This window comes from Novosphingobium chloroacetimidivorans (assembly GCF_014204535.1).
GTDB lineage: Bacteria > Pseudomonadota > Alphaproteobacteria > Sphingomonadales > Sphingomonadaceae > Novosphingobium > Novosphingobium chloroacetimidivorans.
Genome location: NZ_JACHLR010000036.1, coordinates 1 through 19,300 on the forward strand (window position 1 = coordinate 1; position 19,300 = coordinate 19,300).

11 protein-coding genes and 4 pseudogenes are annotated in these 19,300 nt (G+C 61.1%); 7 read left to right on the forward strand and 8 right to left on the reverse strand.

Going from position 1 to position 19,300, the window contains the following annotated elements:
- A pseudogene (locus HNO88_RS22095) lies at nt 1–261 on the reverse strand (hypothetical protein); the annotation flags it as partial.
- A gap of 793 nt (nt 262–1,054) precedes the next feature.
- A pseudogene (locus HNO88_RS20655) lies at nt 1,055–1,851 on the reverse strand (IS110 family RNA-guided transposase); the annotation flags it as partial.
- 199 nt (nt 1,852–2,050) lie between these two features.
- On the opposite strand from HNO88_RS20655, the gene HNO88_RS20660 reads away from it, so the two are divergent.
- Nucleotides 2,051–3,586: a hypothetical protein gene (locus HNO88_RS20660; protein WP_184250414.1), complete on the forward strand. Its 1,536-nt coding sequence runs from the start codon at nt 2,051–2,053 to the stop codon at nt 3,584–3,586.
- A 794-nt stretch (nt 3,587–4,380) separates the two neighbouring features.
- On the opposite strand, the gene HNO88_RS20665 is transcribed toward HNO88_RS20660, so the two are convergent.
- From HNO88_RS20665 to HNO88_RS20675, 3 genes are all read right to left on the reverse strand, one after another.
- Nucleotides 4,381–4,548 (reverse strand): hypothetical protein, encoded by a 168-nt coding sequence (locus HNO88_RS20665; RefSeq protein ID WP_184250417.1) that lies wholly within the window; start codon nt 4,546–4,548, stop codon nt 4,381–4,383.
- A 688-nt stretch (nt 4,549–5,236) separates the two neighbouring features.
- Nucleotides 5,237–6,409: a DUF8462 domain-containing protein gene (locus HNO88_RS20670; RefSeq protein WP_184250420.1), complete on the reverse strand. Its 1,173-nt coding sequence runs from the start codon at nt 6,407–6,409 to the stop codon at nt 5,237–5,239.
- A 586-nt stretch (nt 6,410–6,995) separates the two neighbouring features.
- A complete protein-coding gene (locus HNO88_RS20675; protein ID WP_184250423.1) occupies nt 6,996–8,282 on the reverse strand; it encodes a glycosyltransferase family 87 protein in 1,287 nt (428 codons plus the stop codon).
- Nucleotides 8,283–8,912: 630 nt separating this feature from the next.
- On the opposite strand from HNO88_RS20675, the gene HNO88_RS20680 reads away from it, so the two are divergent.
- Nucleotides 8,913–9,539: a hypothetical protein gene (locus tag HNO88_RS20680; RefSeq protein ID WP_184250426.1), complete on the forward strand. Its 627-nt coding sequence runs from the start codon at nt 8,913–8,915 to the stop codon at nt 9,537–9,539.
- Between the two features lie 1,117 nt (nt 9,540–10,656).
- Here the strand turns inward: HNO88_RS20680 and sciP are convergent.
- Complete coding sequence (gene sciP / locus HNO88_RS20685) at nt 10,657–10,941, reverse strand: CtrA inhibitor SciP (RefSeq protein WP_184250429.1); 285 nt, start codon at nt 10,939–10,941, stop codon at nt 10,657–10,659.
- A 231-nt stretch (nt 10,942–11,172) separates the two neighbouring features.
- Between sciP and HNO88_RS20690 the strand changes: the two genes are divergently transcribed.
- A complete protein-coding gene (locus tag HNO88_RS20690) occupies nt 11,173–11,445 on the forward strand; it encodes a hypothetical protein (RefSeq protein ID WP_184250432.1) in 273 nt (90 codons plus the stop codon).
- 128 nt (nt 11,446–11,573) lie between these two features.
- Here HNO88_RS20690 and HNO88_RS20695 read toward each other — a convergent pair whose 3' ends face one another.
- Nucleotides 11,574–12,521 (reverse strand): GGDEF domain-containing protein, encoded by a 948-nt coding sequence (locus HNO88_RS20695; RefSeq protein ID WP_184250435.1) that lies wholly within the window; start codon nt 12,519–12,521, stop codon nt 11,574–11,576.
- Nucleotides 12,522–15,936: 3,415 nt separating this feature from the next.
- Between HNO88_RS20695 and HNO88_RS20700 the strand changes: the two genes are divergently transcribed.
- The 4 genes and pseudogenes from HNO88_RS20700 to HNO88_RS22525 all read left to right on the forward strand — a co-directional run.
- On the forward strand, nt 15,937–16,251 hold the full coding sequence (locus HNO88_RS20700; protein WP_184250437.1) for a PilZ domain-containing protein: 315 nt from the start codon (nt 15,937–15,939) through the stop codon (nt 16,249–16,251).
- Between the two features lie 69 nt (nt 16,252–16,320).
- Nucleotides 16,321–16,713 (forward strand): PilZ domain-containing protein, encoded by a 393-nt coding sequence (locus HNO88_RS23095; protein ID WP_184250440.1) that lies wholly within the window; start codon nt 16,321–16,323, stop codon nt 16,711–16,713.
- A 118-nt stretch (nt 16,714–16,831) separates the two neighbouring features.
- Nucleotides 16,832–17,658: pseudogene (locus tag HNO88_RS20710) on the forward strand (IS5 family transposase).
- 34 nt (nt 17,659–17,692) lie between these two features.
- A pseudogene (locus tag HNO88_RS22525) lies at nt 17,693–18,534 on the forward strand (IS3 family transposase); the annotation flags it as partial.
- A gap of 565 nt (nt 18,535–19,099) precedes the next feature.
- Here the strand turns inward: HNO88_RS22525 and HNO88_RS20725 are convergent.
- On the reverse strand, nt 19,100–19,300 hold a 201-nt coding region (locus HNO88_RS20725; protein ID WP_184250450.1), incomplete at its 5' end, for an integrase core domain-containing protein.

Here is a 19,300-nt window from a genome sequence, read left to right on the forward strand (position 1 = left end):
CCAGCGTGATCCCAGGCGCGAGCGGATGTGCGCTTCGAGCGCCAGTTCCTGCGCGCCCGACAGCTTGCGCGGCGCATGCCCTAGTTCGGGTTGATTCCCGCATTCGCCAGTCACCCGGCGTCGGATCACAGCCTTGTAGATGTACGCGATGCTCACCTCAAAGCTAGGCGCCGCTTGCCGTACCGGCATGCCACCATCCACAGCCCTCGGCACCCGATCGCGCAAATCCTGCGAGTAGCTCTGAGCCGACCGCCAACCCATGCCGCCTCCTTCGTGACCACATCCTATAGATCACATGATCATCGCCATGGAACCCCTCGCCGATTCCGCTCGTCGTGGAACTGCTCTAAGTTCAAACCCGACCAGCCTCTTGAAAGTCGGCGTGCACATCGACTCAGGAGGTCTCCGCTGAGGCTGGCAGCTTTAGGAATGTCGCGTTCGTTGTTCTGCTTATCGGATCAAACTTGGGGTGCCATCGAGCCGCACTTGCCGACGCATCACCCATGCGCGGGCGGATGATCGCAGCCTGATTCCGGCGACTATTTACATGCTCAAGTGTGGCGGTCGCTGGGCGGATGCTCCTGCCGAATACGTGCAGCAAGAAAAAGCGACTTCGATAGTTGGCACCGGTCAAGCCGCCTTGGCATCTGGATCCGCACTCTGGCGCTGCTGACACAAAAGGCTGAATTGCCGAGATTGGTCAGATCGACAGTAGCTACAACTACGCCCAACGCAGCGCCGAAGGGGCAAACGTGTGGCTCGCCCCGTCGGCACGAGGTTTGTTTCTGACGATCTGAGCAGTCTGCGAAAAACGTATCCGGCCTTTCAGCATGAAGCCGTGGGCCAAGATGGAGATCCGCCCGTTCTGGCCCTCGCAAGGGATCGGCATCGAGTGCCATTCTACACCATAGAGTTTCAGGACACCGGTCAACTGTCAGGCCATCTGTCACTCACCTCCCGCAAACGTCATCCGGCCGGTGCGCGCCGCATCGGCCGATCTCATTCACGCCGCTTGCGCGACTGGTTCGTAGGTGCGTTTGTAACGCAGCAGCGCCTAGACTCTGCGCGCCATCTTGGCCGCCAGCGCCACGACGACGGTATTGGGGTGCGCACGCGAGAGCAAGCTTCGCAACCAGGCGCCGAGCCGCGTATCGCTCTTGCTCAGCGTCGGCGGCGACGAACGGGCGCGCTGGATCAGGTTCTTGCGCAAGGTATGGCTACCGCGCTTGGTAATCCCGAGCAGCCGGGGTTTGCCTCCGGTGGTCGCGTGCCGTGGTACCAACCCCAACTAGGCCGGAAGATCGCGACCACGCTCAAAGGTCCGGGCGTCTCCGACAGCTGCCACCAGTGCCGTCGCGGCGGGTGCATCGATACCAGCCATGCTCAGTAGCCGCCGCATCCGCTCATCTGCGTGAGCAGCGTGGGTGAACTCGGCATCGAGATCTGAATCCGCTCGTCGAGGGCAATCCAGCGCAGACGCATATCGCTGACGAGCCGGTGAATGCGGGTTCTGAGCACTGGCTTGTCGCCATCCAGCATCTCACCGAGGCGTGCGGCAAGCTCTGCGCGCCCTTGCGCAACGATATAGCCACGTTCGAGGAGAAGACTTCTGATCTGGTTCATCAGCGAGGTGCGGTCGCCGGCCATCTGGTCGAGATTGCGGTGCAGCGTCTGCATGTCGAGTTGCTCTTCGGTCTCCAGTTCCACGAACCGCATCGTTGGGCGTGTCGCCGCGCCCGCGATAGCCTGGGCGTCGCGATCGTCGTTCTTCTGCGCCGCTGTTCGCATCCTACAGACCGCGGACGTTTGCCTGATCGGGCTTAATCGGCGCAAGCGATGCGGCTTCCCAACGGCGCTATCTTCACGCCGCCCTGGTGAGGATGTCGCTGAAAAGTCGAGCCGCAACGGTGAAAGCCGTGCTTCCGAGTAGGATTGTCAGGAGCTTCATTGGCTCACCCAGGCGCGACGGACGATGTTATCGGCGAGACATACTTAATTAAATCTCAACCGGAATCAGCATATTCTCTGCTTGGATTAGGGATGGATCGGCATGACGGCACTGGCTGGGCCTCACGGCATGGTTTTCGCGCGGCGCGTCGGTCTGCCGATTGCGTGGCGCGAGTTCGCCATCCTTGCGGCTGTGTTCGTGATTCAGATACCGCTCGTCCTCAACTCAGACCTGGGCTGGCTGCTGACCGTCTGCGAGAAGATGCTGGCCGGGGGAAGGCTCGGCATCGACGCGATCGAGCTCAATCCGCCGCTCTCGGTGCTGATGTACATGCCTGCGGCCTACCTAGGCTCAGTGCTGCCGGTGCCGGCGCATGTTTTCGTCGTCGCCATGGTCCTGGTGCTTGCCTGGTGTTCGACACGGCTGACCCTTGCCGCGCTCCATCCTATACTGGCAGATGACACGGCGCGCCGTTGCGCCACCCAGGTAATTCTGACCGCGCTGGCCCTTGTGCCTGGGGCAACCTTCGCCCAGCGCGAGCATGTCGCAGTCCTCGGCCTAGTGCCGCTCGTGGCGTTCGCCGCCTCGTTCGCGATGGGCGATACGCAGACCCGAGCGCTGAGCCTCAGGATCCTGGTCGGGCTGTGCGCCGGGTTCGCCATGTGCATCAAACCGCACTTTGCGCTGCCGGCTGCGCTCTCGCTGCTGTGGGCGGCCTACCGCCAACGCTCGATTAAGCTTCTGTTTGACATAACCTGCTGGGTGGCCGGAGCGATGGTGGTCGGCTACTATGTCGCCGCGCTGATCGCCTATCCGGCCTATTTCTCCGTCTATCCGCGCTGGGCCGCGCTCACCTACCTACCGGTGCGCAAGCCGCTGAGCTTCCTGCTGTTCGGCCCGGACGTCCTGTGTGCACTGGCGGGCCTCTTGTGGATGCTGCACATCACATGCGGGCGCGAGCGTACGAGGTGGGGCGATGGCGCGCCGTGGCTTCTGGCGGCGCTGGGCGGGTTCCTTTCCTACGTCATCCAAGGCAAGGGATTTGGCTACATGCGGTTGCCGGCGGCGACGTTCGCTCTGTTAGGCCCGCTACTGACGCCGGCGTTCCTGACCGGTCGCCTTCCCCCAGCCGACCAGCGTAAGGTGCTGCTCGCCGGCTTGGCTTTGGTGATCTGGCTGGTGCCCTCACCCAACAGCTTCATCGTCCTGCAGGAGCCGATCCGCGCCGCCGCCCCGGCGCATCCCAGGATACTGATGGTGAGCGACAACGTAGGTTTGGGCGAGCCGCTCGTGCGCAAGCTGAACGGCGAGTGGGCCAGCGCCGCCGGCTCGCAGCTGCTGTCGGGCGGCGCGGAGATGCAGCTTGAGCGCGGTGGACTCAGCGCCACTGACCACCAACTGGCGGAAGAGATAATCACCATGGAGCGGACCCGTCTACGCGAGGACCTGAAGCGCCGGCGGCCCGACGTGCTACTGATCGACTCTAAGCGCTTCGGCTGGCCTTTCGACTGGAATGCCTGGGCGCGGGCCGATCCCGCGATTGCCCATGAACTGGACAACAATTATCGTTTCCTCACTCGCAGGAAGGGCGTGGCTATTTGGGTGCGGCAAGGGCGGGTCGGCGCGTCTCGCTCATAGCGCCCTCCGAACATCGGGAGTGATCGGTAATCGGGAAGCCTGGTCTCTCGCGGCTTTTCGGTCTCGGACAGGCAACTCACCATCTTGAGCGAACCAGAATCCGGTGCGATGCTCCCGCGATTCTCGACGTAGGAAAAGACGAGCAGCGCCTGGCTTCCCACCGACGCGGCCGGGGTCAGGATATGAGCTGACCGTGGAGCGGATCGGAATGGCCGGAAGCGTGGCGTCTGGATTGCCCTTGTCGCCTCACGCAGACTGATCTCCATCGCTACGATTGGCCAGATGATGTTGCCGAAGGTCAGTACTTAGCTAAGCGTCCTCATCTGCGCGCCGGTCGTGCTCGCGGCCGAACAGCACGACATTACCGGCGACGTGGGCGTCAAGCGTAAGATTGCGGGCTTGTGCCCGGGAGGCTCCGCGATAGGTGCGCACGTTGCCGCCATCCGCGTTGAGTGACGGGTCGATGCGAGGGCAAAGGCGTGGCTCGGATTGTTGTAGACGTAGAACAACGCGTCGTCCTCGCCGATGGCGCGGCGATTGACGGTGAGCTTGGCGTACCAGTCCTCGTTCAAGTCGTTGACCAGGTCGTCGAAGATCTGCCGGTCGATGACGTTCCATCCGGCCCAGTCGGGCCCTGTGTTCGCCGAGCGCGGCAGGTCGGTGCGCCTGCCCTCAGTGTCTTAGATCCTCAGTGCTTCCCACATCGCGCCGCGGTTCTGGTGGTTCTGGTACGCATAGCCGCCGGTGAGAGTGGTCTACCGGACCAGATTCCATTCGACGGTGCCGTACCCGGTTTAGCGGCGGAGGTGATGCCGGCCGAGGTAGCTGTCGCCATAGCCGTAGCCGCCGACCGTCCGCGCACGGATCGAGCCATCGCTGGTGATCGGCACGCTGACGTCGGCATCGAACCCCAGGTGGTCGAACGATGCGTACGGCGCATTGGCGGTGGCCTGGAACTCCAACCCGGGCGCTTGCGGATGAAGTTGACCACCGCGGACGGATTGCCGGTGGCCGACAGCAGGCGCGGAGCCCCCCGCACGACGTCGATCAGTCGAAGATCGCGATTTCGATCGACCCGGTCTGTACATCGGACGCGAAGGGCAGGCCAATGCCCTCGATCTGGAAGGTCTGGATGTCGAAACTGGGAGCCGATTAGTAGATGCGATCGGTGTCGGCCGCCTGGACGTTCGCGCCAGGCACTGTCGCCAGCAGCGCGTTGAAATCATGCTGTGCAATGCGCGCGCGTGACCACGTTGACCGAGTGTGGCGTTTCACGCTGGCTGATCTGGAAGCGCGGTTGTAGTCTGCCGCTTCACCCCGTAGTCACCCTCACCCTCCATTCGCTGACCTGTCACGATGATGTCGGGCGTGGCACTGCCTGCTTCGGCGTTGGCGGCTGCAGCAGGCGCAGCGACCGCGTGAGCGGCAACGACCTCATGGCCAATCAAGGCTGGATCTCCCACCGGATTGCTTCGAGCGCGCTGCTAGCCATCATCCGCATTGTTGCGATTATCTTCAGGATATCGCGTGGCGGCGGCCACCGACAGCCAACAATCCGAGCATCGAAGCATTCAACGATAGCGTAAGACTGTCTCGAAACGTCCTAAATATTTCTTAGTTTGTGCCTGCTTGGTGTCTTCAGGCGCACGATCATCCCGGCACGACTCGCCGCATGAAGGCATCGAACAAGGGCGCGGTGAACGCAGTGTCGTCACCGGCCGGACTGTAGAGCATTCCCTTGGCGATGAGGCTGTTGCGGGTTGGCGCAACAATCGACACCGTGACGCCCAGCGTCTCAGCTACTTGCCGGGAACTGTGCGGACCGGCGCCACGATCGGCCATGGCGCGTAAGTAGCGCATTTCGGCCGATGTCAGACGATCGAAGCGTACACGAAAGAAGCTAGCGTCCAGCTCGGCCAATGCGGCTACCGCAGCAGCTTCAACGTCGGTGACGGTGATGGGGGAGCCTTCCGCGGCGTCCCAGCTGTGCTTGCCCCACTCCTGCAGAAAGTAGGGATAGCCTTGGGTCTGCGCGAAGATCGCATCTAGGGCGTCCTTCTCGATCGTCTCCTCCTCGCGCTCGATAGGCAGCCGCACCGCGTCGCACGCGGCTTTCTCGTCAAGCGGGCCGATCGTCACGAATTCGAACAATCGCTGGGCGTAGGGTTTAGCACGTCCGATTTGCCTGATCAGTTGCGGCAGACCGGCCGCGAGCATGGTCACCGGCAGGCGCTTCTGGGCGGCCCGATGAAGCGCGCCAATCAATGCGGCAAGCTGCTCCTCCGGCACGTATTGCAGCTCGTCGATCACCAGCACGACCGTGCTCTGCTGCTCTTGCGCCGCCTCTCCGACCGTAACGATCAGGTCGGAAAGGTCGGCATCCAGGTCACCGCTGTCTGCCAACCCCGGCTCGGGCTCAAAGTCGAGAGGGACTTCCAGGTCGTCGTACTTGACCTTCAGCTTGGCGAACCCGGCCAGGGCTTTCAGCGCACGCGCAACGCCGGCGGTCTCCTGCTTCATTCGGTCGAGCCGCAGGAATGCCACGCGCAAGGCCGGCAACAGGATACCCGGTAGCGAGCGGTTCTCTGACGCCTCGATTGCGACGACCGCCATACCCTTCTCTTCCGCCGCGTCGCGCATGGCGGTGAGCAGCACGGTCTTACCGACGCCTCGCAGTCCGTAAAGAATGCGGGGGCGCGCCGCCAGACCTGCACGTATGCGATCAAGTGCGACCGCGGTTCGTTCCAGCACGGCATCAACGCCGGCGAGTTCGGGAGGTGGTGTTCCCGCACCTGGGGCGAATGGGTTACGGCGCGGGTCCACGAGACTGTTATGCGGCTTTAGCAAGTATCTGTAAATGTCGTGACATGGCTTGATAGTGGATCAGGTCAGCGATGCGAGCGATCAACGCCACTTTGGACAAAGCCTTGATAGCGGAGAGTGTAGCGCCGACTTACGATCGCCATGATTACGCTTCCATGAGAGGATGCACGGCGGTGAGGTTCCAGACTCTTACCGGAGAGACCGTCTATCGTTGCGCTCTCGCATGTGGCTTCCGAATTCGAAGCCGGCAGCGCACCGCTACGTGACGCGCAGCGCGGATCAGCCGCGCTGCGGATCGGCCAAAGCTGGTGAGATCGTCGTCTGCGCCGCGGCTCCCGAACGGAACAGGCTGAGCCGACTTCCTGACAGTAGGCCGGTGGACCGCCAATAGTCAAAGCTTGACTGAGCGACAGGATGACAGTCGATCTTCATGTTAAAGCAGCGCAGGTGTGCGGCGTCCCCTGCGATCGCGCGATGGGCCATACCGAGATCGGCTTCTAGCCGCACGAGCGCTGCTGCTCAGAGATGGCAGCGCTACCGTCCACTGTCCCACATCTAAGCGGATCCACAATAACGCGCCATGGCTTCAGTCTGGGGAGCGCTCGCCGCGCATCGGGATTACGGCTGGCTTTGCCGCCCCCTCTTCGGCGACGAGTCGCCGGGACGCCTCATCTTTCCCAGCGTCGCGCTTGCGGCAGACATGCATGGTCAGCCAGAAGAGCGCGAGCAAGGCCGGGGAAATTAGCGAGAGGCCCGCATTGCCGGCATCCAGATCAACAGCTGTCCCCGGTTGGCCCCGCGATGTGGTAATGCTCCAGGCGATGCCGAAGCCGCATACAAACCACGTAAGCAGGAGCAGTCCGGCGATTTCGCTTGGCCGTCCACGGTTCAGCAGGTCGGGCATGACGAAAGCCAGCGCGACGCCCAGGATGGTCAGGTCATAATCATAACCATACGGGCTAACGAACAAGGACGCACAGCAAGTGAGTGCGGCCAGGTGGCGGTATGGAATGCCGCTGAGGCAGGCCTTTGCGAGGAGCACGAGCGCGAGAAGAGCGCTCAAGGTTTGCAGCGCCATGGCCATCATTGCGCCCAGTCCCATCGTGTAGAGTGCGGCGTAGACGGAGCTCATGCGGTAGAATGGGTAATAACCTTGCAAGAGGAACCCGCCCGCCTCGCGCACGGCGTCACGGAAGTCTGCCCATACGCTGGGACCGTAGACGAAACTCGAAAGCCCCATGAGACCCAGAGCGACCAGGCCTGCAATCGAGAGCGCGCCCCATCCGCGCCTTAGGACCGAGAGGATTGTGATTCCCACCGCCAAGTGCGGCTTGACCACCATGAGGCCCAGCGGCAGCCCGGCCGCCGATCGCCTGTTGCGAAAGGCGATCAGGAACCAACCGATCAAGCCCGCGGTCAAGAAGCCGTTCTGCCCGGTTCGAAGGTTGAGAAGCAGGGTTGGCATAATCATCATCGCCGTACCTGGAAGCCATCGCCCGGCGATCGCATGCAATATGCGAAGGTAGAAGGCAAAGCTGGCGGCAGTGAACAGCATGAAGGCGACGCCGATCGGCAGCCTGGCCAAGGCCTGCATCAGCAAGGCGAATGGCGGCGGGTAAGTCCAAGGCATGAAGCTGCCAGTACCGGACATAGCCCGCTGCGCCTCGACCAGAGTGCTTAGATGATAGGCGTTGGCAATCTTGCCCTCGGCCGCGAGGCGGCCAGTGATGTGGAAAGCATCGAAGTCGGTGAGGATCTTACGCTGGCCAAGAAGCTCGGGCGCTTGGAAGCGAAAGGCGGAGACCAGGACCAGGAAGAACGCGGCTATAATCAATGCGTAGAGCAGCCGATTGCTCGATGCGATCGTGCGCAAAGCGCTATTCGGGTGTCCTATCACAATATGGTCTTCTCGACTGCCTGTGCCGACCTGAGGTGTCGACACTCACCCGTTCAAGCTCTTACAATCGCCCGATGAAGTAAATTTACTGCTAAGGGCTGGGGACTTCAGAGCCGCCGCCGCTATGAGCCGACCTCTTGCAAACGGTTGCTGAGCGTCTTGGATGATCCGAGTGCAGTCGGTAAGCGAGAGCATGCTCTCCAGCTGTATCAAATCTTCGAAGCCACGATCTGCGCCGCGCAGCTTCGAACGTCCAATTGCCAGTCGCGAGCCGGTCCCGGCTGCAACTATTGTCGGTCCTGTTCGTGTAGCTTCATGCCGGACGAAATGACCAGTAGTCGGCCGCATACCGCTGAATGATACAGACGAAGATGCCGGGGCACCCGAAACCGCCGGCAGTTGAGGAAGAGCCCGCAATCCGAGCGCTCCTCGACCATCAGCAAGACGCGAAAAGGTGCCAGGAGTTCGCCGCCGGTGCGCGCAGTGATTTCGTCGACACTCCCTACCCCAGACCGGCGCGAACGCCGACGCCGTTGGATGTGAAGGTCGTGTAGTTGGTTCGGGCAGCCCATCGCTGGCACCTTACAGGGCGTCATCGCTGGCAACATGACCGGCGGTGCGATGGGATTGGATATCGTCCGCATTGACAAGGCGCTGAAGATTAAGACCTTCACAATCGGCTTGCAGATCGGCGGAGCGCTCGGCGCGCTGTCCGGCATTCCTGGCGGCGAGATCATCGGTTCGATTGCCGACCGTCTACTCGGTGACGTTCTGAAGAAAGCCAAAAAGGGATACGCCAGCGACATCGGGCTGAACAGCGATGGCAGGGCGTCCTACGCAATCGCCGGCAATTCCGCTTTCCGCAAGGTGGCGGCGGGCGGCGCCGCGGAATCGCTCGCTACGGCTCTCGATCGCATCGCGGAACAGCTTATGGTGGGCTCACTACCGGCCTCAAGCTCGGCTGAGTCGGCACGCCCGATAAGAAGTACACCCTCGATGCGAAACCAGGTGACAAGGCCGGGCGCGAAGAGTTCGAGACGCTGGAAGAGGCAATCCGCGCGGCGATGGTCTATGCCATCGACAAGGGCGTCATCACCGGCATTCGCCAGAGCACGCAGACGCTGCGCCAGGCCGCTGACGATCTCAATCCGGTCTCGCAAGACGCTCTCACCTTCGCAACGCATTAAAAAAACTGAAGCGCTAGAAGGACCCGCTCGGCGCCGCCTTGGTTGATCTCGACAGCCAACTTTCCAAGCTGATCGACTTGGCATCGCAGGCAGGCGCCCGCGCGTCCGAGTGGGCCAACCTCGAAGAGCTATACGGCATCAAGCGCTAAGAGGCGCGGACAAACTCGAAGAGAAGCTGGTGGGCTCGCTTAAGGAGCTACCGATAACAGCGCCCACTATCTCCAGGATGGCCGATCGATGGCGCTGCCAACACGACCCGCTGAAGGCCCGCGTCGCGGCTGGTGACGCCACGGCGTTTGACGGCTTCGCCGATCCTGCACCTCCTGCGCCCCTTCAAGGGCGCGCATCATCTCGCCCAATCGCCAGTTGTGAACGATCGCGGCGGCAGTCTCATCGGAGACGCGCTGCTCGCCGGATAGGACACGACCGGAGCCGCGGAGCAGCGGATCAACCGCGACAAGCTCGAGCGTGAGCATAACACACTTCCCGGGGGGGGCTTGGGCGACGTTGCCGGGCGGACGCAAGCGCTTGAAATAGAGCGGCAGAACGTGGAAGTAGCAACAGCACGGCGCGCCTACGATCAGGTCCAGCCACTATGCGAAGCGTCGGAGGCAGAGGCGCGCGATGATGCACGCGCGGTTATCCGAAACTTCACGGCGTTGAGCGCCCTCGGCCGAGCAGTGCGAGCTCATCCCTCAGCATTGAACGCAGCAGCTTCCGCCATGGCCGGCGCGCGGTGTCCGGGACTGCTCGTGAGCGCAGTAGAGGCCATCGAAGCGCCCGACGAGGTGATCGAGATTATCGACCTGATCGCCAGCAAGGGTCTTCGCAAGTCGGACGCGCTAGCAAGGCCATGGCTCCCCCACTCAGGCTACTACCGCGCTTGTGACCCCGCGCGCAACGTCTTCTCTTCCATCGGCCGCTCAAGGGTTCTTGCCGGTCCGGTCCGCAGGCGTGCGCTGTCATAGCGATCGAAAGACTGGCCGGGCGGTAGGCAGGGTGTTCGGTCAGTTGGGAGGGGCAGTTGGTTAGCGCCAGTTGCCCCTTTTCCGTGCGCGTTGCTGAACTCTCGACGGCGTACGTAGTGCCGGTAGGCGGGCCGCGCTGCCTGTCGGCCCCGCGGAAGCGCGCTCGCGCCTTACCTGGCAGCCGTTGCAGGAAGCTCATACTTCAGGCTTCGGGCGGTGCTTCTGAATGGAGGATTGCTGCAAGCCCTTCATCCCCTCATCCTTATAATGCCGCCGCCAAGATCCCAATTCCTCCAGCGTAAGGTTGTATCGAGAGCAGGCCGCAGCGACGGACAACAGCCCTCCATCGATAGCCGCGACAACTTCAGCCTTTCGTCGTGCCACCCAGCGTGACGTGGTCGCGGGCGGCAGCTGTCGCGCGGTCATCTTCTCACCAAGCGGCCCGGTGACCGTCTTATCTGCAAGCATCGGCTGAACCATAGCGTCCTCCAGGTCTGCAATCGCCTGAACATGATCTCGCTACTAAAACATGCAACAACCTATGTAAGTCTTGTAGGTTTCTCATCTTAAACCGCGCGTGTATTAGGATTACACCCGCATTTACGGGATTCGACTCGAAGACGAATCTAACTACACGTCTAGGTAGAATCCGCAGCATAACATAGCCTGACTTCACAATGTATGATGCGAGCAGATAGGGAGAAGGTTGAAATGAAAGGCTATCTTTCAGCCACCTTGCCGGTGGCGTTCATCATCTGCGCCTCCGCTACGGGCGCGTCCACACAATCTGCCGTCACAAGCATCCAAGCTCCACCGACACTGGCAACCTGGTCGACACGCGTGATGAACGATCTCAAGAGGGGCTTGCGGGTACGCAATGACCTTGGCGCACGAGGTCCTTCAGAAGGTTTAGTAACCGTGAAGTTCAACTGCAGCGAGAACGGCGCACCGTCGAAGATAGAATTATTGAAGTCGATCGGCTGACCTGGTGCTCACGTGTTTGAACCAAGCACGGGCAAATAGTGTAGGGTGCTGATATTGGTTCCCGGGCAGTCGAGTGATGGATCGGCTGCCCCCTTTCATCCTAGGGACGTAGACTGATGGCCTGCGAGTTAGCGATGCTCCACACCTGCGCTGATGATCATGTTCCTGCCTGCTTTTTTCGCACGATAAAGGCGCGCATCCGCGGCAGCGGAGATCACCGAATTGGGACCGATCCCACCAGCGACGCCAGCTGAAAAGCTTACAATTCCCAGTGGCTCATCAGTCTCGCGAACCTTGAAGCGTTTCTGGGCTAGAGAGCGTCTCGCAGACTCAAGGACGACGGCAGCGTCGCCGACAGCCATGTGCTCGAATACGGCCACGAACTCCTCGCCACCCCATCGCGCAACAACGGCTTTGCCATGGCACGCATCGCCTAAGACCTTGGCGACAGCCGCCAGCACTCTGTCGCCAGCCGCATGGCCGTGATTGTCGTTGATCCGCTTAAATCGGTCGATGTCGCAGAAAGCTAGCGTCCGCGGCACATTCGCCTCCTCGAGTTTCGACAGGATCGCGTCGATAGCGCGTCGGTTCGGCAACCGCGTTAACGCGTCGATGTTTGCATCCGTACGGGCGGCATCGAGATCCTGTCGCAGACGATCGGTCTCGACCGCCGCGGCGGCCAGGTCGCGCTCCGCGTTCGCTGCAAGAGCAATCATGGACGATATGATGGTACTGAGATCATCGAACCCTCCGCCAATCCTGGCCATACCTGCCGATAGGCCCTGCTGGAATTGAGCGGTCGCGATGCTTTGGCTGCTCGTGATGTCTGCGAGCCTGAGCATCTGGTGGCGCAGCGCAGCGGCGGCATTTTCTGGATCCAAGGCAGCGGCACCGCTCCCGCCAAGACCATGGCGCGAGATGATGTCGTCTGCGGCCTCCTGGGTCAGGCGTAGACCATCTCCAAGCAGCTCGGCGATCTCCCTTGATGCCGACGTGCCCGGTGACGTGACGAAACAGTACGCTAACGTGTAGTTCGGTGGAGTTGGATCCAGTCGTTGCTGGTCGAGGAACAGCAAGGCCTCAGACGCAATCCGCTTTGCTACTCGTGCCACCATCACCTCTGAAGATTGATCCTTCGCAGGCTCCACCACTTTTCTGAGCCGCCAGCCGCATTCACGCTCTCACGGTTAAGATCAAGGCCTGAGCATGCCGGGGTGCACAGGCTTGCGGATGTTCGCGGGCTTGCGTCTGTAAGGGCGGCTCGATGTCCTTGCAGCGCCAATCGGACGCAACAGGCGGCAACCCCATGAGCTATCGCGCGCCATAGATGATCGGTCAAGCGGGCAGGCGCCCACCGCTCTGCAGCGCATGCGCCGCCGCTGCTGAAACGTACGTGCAGGAGCTACTTCGCCGTGAGTACCGACGAAAGCACCTCGGCATCGTCGATTGTGGCGGCAACGACATCATTGAGCGGTGCTCAACTAAGCGTCGCCGATTGTTGCTGTGCCATCTCGGCCCTCATCTTATACGGCCCCATGCACTCCTATCGGCACCTAGAATTCGCCTTACGATCTTGGTTGCGGCCGCATCAAACGGCTGCTTGCGAGTGGGCCGCTCTTGGCTTTCGCGAATGACGCGAGCCGACAAAGCCATCATCAGCCACGCGTGATAAGGAGGCTGGGCGATGCGACTCTGACGTGCCGGCTCGTCGCTTTGGCGGGTAGCCCTAAGTCTGTCATTCTCGTAGCGAGCTGCCGATGCCGCTTCCTTTGATCCTCACCACAGTCGCCATCATACCCGCAGGGGAGACGTTTACCTGCACGCCGACGGAGGTCTACGAAGGTGATGGGCCGGTCTGGTGCACCGACGGTCCGCGCATTCGCCTAGCCGGCATTGCAGCGTGTGAGATGGACGGGACGTGCCGGTCCAACCAGCCTTGCCCGGCGGTCGCTGCCCAGCGTTCCCATGGCGCGCTAGTCAAGCTGGTAGGTGTGCCGATCGGGCGACGGCCTGAGAGCCATGTGCTGGTTTGAGGCCGGGAATGCAGTGGCAGTCGAATGGAAATGGCAGGGACTCGAGAACTCCAGCGTGGTGCGTGTCACATTGTGGCGGTGATCTGTCTTGCGCTATGGTGCGCGGTCGCTGGGCGCTGAATGGGCAGAGATACTGGCGGCAGCATCGATGTTAGAACCGGCGGCCGTGGAGTCCCATATCGAGACACCGGCTGACGCGTCGCGGCGCATAGTGGCACTTGGAGCCACCGGCTGCCATTCTTCAGTGGCACCCACAGCGAAAAGCCAGCATGCGACGCCTACTGATCATTGCGCTCATCACCACCGCCGCCATCCTTCTGGAGAGTGACTACTGGCGTCCGTTCCTTGCGATCGCTGCTGCTGTGATTGGCCTTATTAAAATACAGGCGTTGCTAGATCGGCGGCGGGTACGAAGGTTGCGAAATCAACATCGACGGCGGACTAATTAGCTCCGCTGCGAACGATGAAGAGATCGCATGACCCCGCCACTCGAACACGCCGCGCGCGTGCTCTGCAAGCTTGATGAGCGCTCTGACGAAGCGGAGATGAACAGAATACTCTGTGGCAGGGTTACTTGCCCAAGGTCCGCGCGATGTTGCTATCCGTTTAAGAGCCAGGCGATGAATTGCTCGCCGCAGCAGACGCACCACCTTGCTCCGTAGGTACATCCGCCTGCTGGCAGGCACTGGCCGACGCAGCCCTGTCCGGATGACATCCGCGCGCTCCGGCAGCGTTTCGAGGCATTCCTGATCGTAGCTGTGATGCTGCTCTATGGGGGTCAAAGGCCGTCAGGGCTAGGCCACTACCGATGCTTCGTCTCCGGCTGTCGCTGAAGTTGCACTAGCCGATTGGCCGCAAACCGGTGCGCGATCTAATGGCGCAACCGAGCACGTTTCTGGAGCTTGCGGACCGCCGCACGGTTCGTGTCGCTGTTATCCGTATTCTACCGGAGCCAGCGTGAAAGTAGATTAGCATTCAACGGGTTGTTGGACGCCGGCATGGCCTGGACGAGCCACTGGTCGAGGCCTTGCTGGTGCATGATGTTACTCGCCGGTTCATCTTCTAGTGTGCATTTATGGCTGCATGTACAACCAGGTGAACAGGAGCCGGCTTGTGTCGATGGCACAGTACCGTTTGTACCGTCTGGATGGCGCCAACAAGATCATGGCTATGCCTGTTGACGTCGAAGCAGCCAATGATGACGAGGCTTGCGAAGAGGCTCTGAAACTTCATCATGTCCACGAAGTCGAAATTTGGTGTGGCGCGAGAATAGTAGGCCGCGTACGGCCCGCGGCATAGCCTTTAAGGCTGCTTGTTTGTAGGCGCATGGTTCGGCATTCTGCCGGCTGAGAGCCTTCGCTCCTCCACTGCCGCCTCCTGTTCTAAATTCAAAGCGAACTCGATCATCTGGCTTGCAGTTACGGCATCAACACCCTTCGCCAACTCGAGAATGCGGGATGCGCGCACGCGCTTATTTGACGATGATAGGTCGCTCACACGACTCACTTCTAACATGATTTAACTGCGGAGGTGGCGAGTTGGGTTGCCGGCCGATCAACGAACGGTTCATTGCGGTTACGGTGGGCTTGGACTTGCGGCGTGCAGTAGAAATGCCGGCGGTGATGATGGCTCAGGGCTTGCAGCCTCGCAGCCTAGGTGTTGCACCCCGCACGCGGGAGTGTAGATCTCGCCTTCCACGTTGGAGCGCTGAAGGTGCCGAGTCACTACAAGAACCGGAACACGCCCTTCGGGACTCAGGTGGGCGTTAAGCTGAACAAGGACGATCTCGAACTGCTGGACCTGTGGATCGCGGCCAATGCACCTGATGTGGGCCGACCAGAGGCCTTGCGCCGGATCTTGCGTTTGGTCGCCCTGCGTATACCCCGCGGTCCTTAAACGGAAAAGACGTCCCAGCTGAAGCCAGAGAGCCTGCAAGGTAGTTCGTCGAGGTAGACCTGCTGCTCCGCTGCTTGTTCCTTGCGCTGCCGTGCTAATGCAATCTTAACATGGTTTAGGCAATCAGTCCTGCCATGGACTATGCTGAGGCTTCCTACTTCGATGTCCTCGGTTCGCGCATATCGTCGCTTGGCAGGATTACAGGCGGCTGATGGCAGTAGCTCAGCAGTGCTTCGGACAAGCACAACGAGGCGGTCTTCCTGCAAGGGGCAAGTGAAGCCTGTGTGCCGCAAGCCATCGAGTCCTGAACCGCAACTTGCTATGCGGGTCTCGCCGCGCCAGCGCGGATGGACGCGCCCCTGTTGAGAGCCACCTGGTTGGGTGGCAGTTAGATTGAGGGCTGCCTGCCAGTCTTTGTCGAGTCCGCCCCGCGGTTATAATCCCCGTTGCAGAGGCGGACGAGATATGATCCTCGTGGCATTTGGTGCTGAACTGCAACCAGAGGCCTCTATAAGGTGACCAATCCATGCCGTTATAATGAACGGAACATGGGGTCGCGCCAATGAAAACACCGCAGGAACGTGCATTAGAAGAGTTCAGGCGATCGGCTCGTTGCAAGGTTGACCGCCTTGTCCCCGCTGAACATCGCCGACGAGGTGAGTTCCAGATCCACCTGCTCAATGTTTCTGCACACGGCTTCATGGCAGTTGGAGAATCCGATTTTCAGGTGGGCGAACGTCTATCGATCCGCCTGGCAGGGGTGGGCTGGATCGAAGGGCATCTTGTATGGTCGGACGAGACGCGCGCTGGTTTCGAGTTTGAACGCCTCATCCGCTTGGATGAGTTCACCGCGATGCGTGCGGCATTTCAGCTCTAGCCCAACCATCTGGTGCGGCGGCCTTCAGTTCGACGGCATCGCTTAACTTCTTTGCCATAAAGATTTGGCATGCTTGCTAGCCGCCTACCCGTAGATCAAAGGAGTCAGATAGGCCGTCGCGCGACAGCGCGCCTCCGGACCCGTGTTGCTGCTCGCCTGATTCTCCTTGACGGTACACAGCATTGTGTCCTTATCGACATCTCTCTGAGCGGTGCTCGCGTTAAGACGAGCAAGTCTGCGCGGCTCGGAGATGAGGCTGTGCTTACCTGGGGCGACTTCGAAGTGTTCGGCCAAGTGGTCTGGGCTACAGAGACTCACTGCGGCTTAGCATTGATTGACCCGATTGATGATGCCGTGCTGCTTGCCACTCGCCAGTGGGATCAGATTGCCCGACCTCCGGAGGAGCGTAACCTTTCACGGCTTTCCGCCACGGCGTGGGCACAAGGCAAAGCACAAACTTGAAGGCTGTCTACTAGGATACCAGTGAGTTGGCCCCCAAAATGACCTGACAGGGTCTCGCTCTTCGAGACCATTTGAAAAATGAGTTGAGCGGCGGCGGGATGCGTGATCCAAGCTCGGGATGTGGACCCGAGCGAGCCGTGGCTGGATGGCTGACCTTTAGAAGCGCGCCAGGCGCTACCCGAACGATCTGACGGATTCGGAGTGGGAGATCGTTCATCCGTTCCTGCCGGAGCCGCCGAAGCGCGGGCGCAAGCGGAGGACGGACCTACGCGAGGTGCTGAACGCTCTGCGTTATTTGGCTCGTTCCGGGGGCGATTGGCGGATGCTGCCCAGAGAATTTCCGCCATGGCAGACGGTGTATTGGTGGTTCCGGCGCTTCGTGCGTCGCCTGCTGTTCCGTACCATCCATGACGTGGCTTGATGCTCGACCGGGAGCGCGAGGCGCGCGAACAGAGCCCCTCGGCAGTGGTGGTCGACAGTCAGTCGGTCGAGGCTCCATCGGCACCTTGCGGCAGTGGCTTCGATGCAGGCAAACGGATCAAGGGTCGCAAGCGGCACATCGCGGACAACGCCGACGGACGACTGCTCATGGTCAACCTGAACACGGCTGACATTTCCGATAGCGCGGGCGCGCAGGAGATCGTCTCGGCGATCCGCAGGCGCTGGCCATGGCTCAAGCACCTATTCGGGGACGCCGCCTATGCCCGCACAAAGCTGCTCGACACTGCCGCCTACCGAGGCTTCACCGTCGAGATCATCCGCCGGTCAGATGACGTATCTGGCTTCAGAGTATTGCCCCGGCGCTGGGTCGTCGAGCGCACCTTCGGTTGGATGACGCGCTGGCGCAGGCTCGTGCGCGACTACGAGAAGCGCCTCGACGTGTCGGAAGCGATGATCCATCTTGCCATGGCGAGCAACCTGCTCCGGCGGCTGGCTCATCGGTAAGGGTAAACACGATCTCGTTGCCGGGGGACGACCAGTGAGCGCGGTGGCCGAGGCGTTGGGCATCAGCCGCCAACACCTGTCAGCCATGTACAACCCATCACCTGCGCGCCGGCGAGGTCGACCGCCTTTGCCGGATGCCGAACTGATCGTCGACATCCGGGCGCTGATCGCCGACCTGCCCACCTATTGCTACCGCCGCGTCCATGCCCTGCTGCGCCGCCAGGCTGCCAGGACCGGGCGCACAGCGCCCAATCCCGAGCGGGTTTACCGGGTCATGAAGGTGCACGGGCTGCTGCTTCAACGCCACAGCGGCAGCCAGGAGGAGAGGCGCCACGAAAGCCGCCTTGCCGACGATCAGCGCAACACCTGCTGGTGCTCTGACGCGCTGGAGATCGCCTGCGACAATGGCGAGAAGGTGCGCGTCGCCTTCGCACTCGACTGCTGTGATCTTGAAGCCATGGGCACGTTGCTACCACCGGCGGTATCACCGCAGAGGACATCCGCGATCTCATGGTTGCGACTGTCGAGCATCGCTTTGGCACGCTGAACCGCTTGGTCTCACCTATCGAGTGGCTCAGCGACAACGGCAGCCCTTATGTCGCTAACGACACTCGCCGCTTCGCCCACGACATCGGCATCGTGCCCCGCACCACGCCGGTCAGCTCTCCGCAATCGAACGGCATGGCAGAAGCCTCCGTGCGCAACCTCAAACGCGACTACGTCCGTGCGAACCCGACGCCTGACGCACGCACTGTCATAGAGCAACTGCCCCGCTGGCTGACCCACTACAACGAGGTACACCTGCACAAGGCGCTAGGCTACCGGTCACCCCGCGAGTACATCACCCAGCCCCGCGAGGCCTCGTCAGGCAATTAGGGGGCAACGCCAGCCAGTGACGACCCTGCTGCGCAAAAACGTTCCGGTAAGAGCGGACTGGCACCCGCTTAGGGCTAAGGCACCACTCCTAACTGCACCATCGAGGGCATCTTCGGGGATACGGCTGAAGACCTACTGGTGAACTTTCAACGGGCGCGATGGAAATGCTTTCGTCGCGGTGATGGGAACAAGGCACCATTGTATGGCCCAGAAGGTCGGCATCTTCGACTAGCACATCAGTCGTGAGGACAGGGCTCGATATCGATAAGGCAAAGGCCATGCGAATCGACCGCTAACGCGGTTGCGACCGTGGATTGGACCTGCCCAGCTCAGCCGGTGAGCCTTCGGCTGGGCTACGATCGCGTATCATCGAACGCCAAACCAGGTCCATTTCTCGCGCTTGCTTCTGCTCCCTTCTAGAAGACTGATCCTTCTGATTAGAGTACCCGTAATGATCAAGTCGGAGATTGCGCCCAGCATCTATCTGCGCTGAGCAACGCGTTTGCGGTGACGTAGAGCTTACGCATGACTGCGGTGATGGTGTCGTTGCCCCCTAAATGCCTGACTAGGCCTTGCGGGTTTGGGTTATGTACTCGCGTGGTGATCGGTAGCCTAGCGCCTTGTGCGGATGGACCTCGTTGTAGTGGGTTAGCCAGCGGGGCAGTTGCTCTATGACAGTGCGTGCGTCAGGCGTCGGGTTCACACGGACGTAGTCGCGTTTGAGGGTGCGCACGAAGGCTTCGGCCATGCCATTCGATTGCGGAGA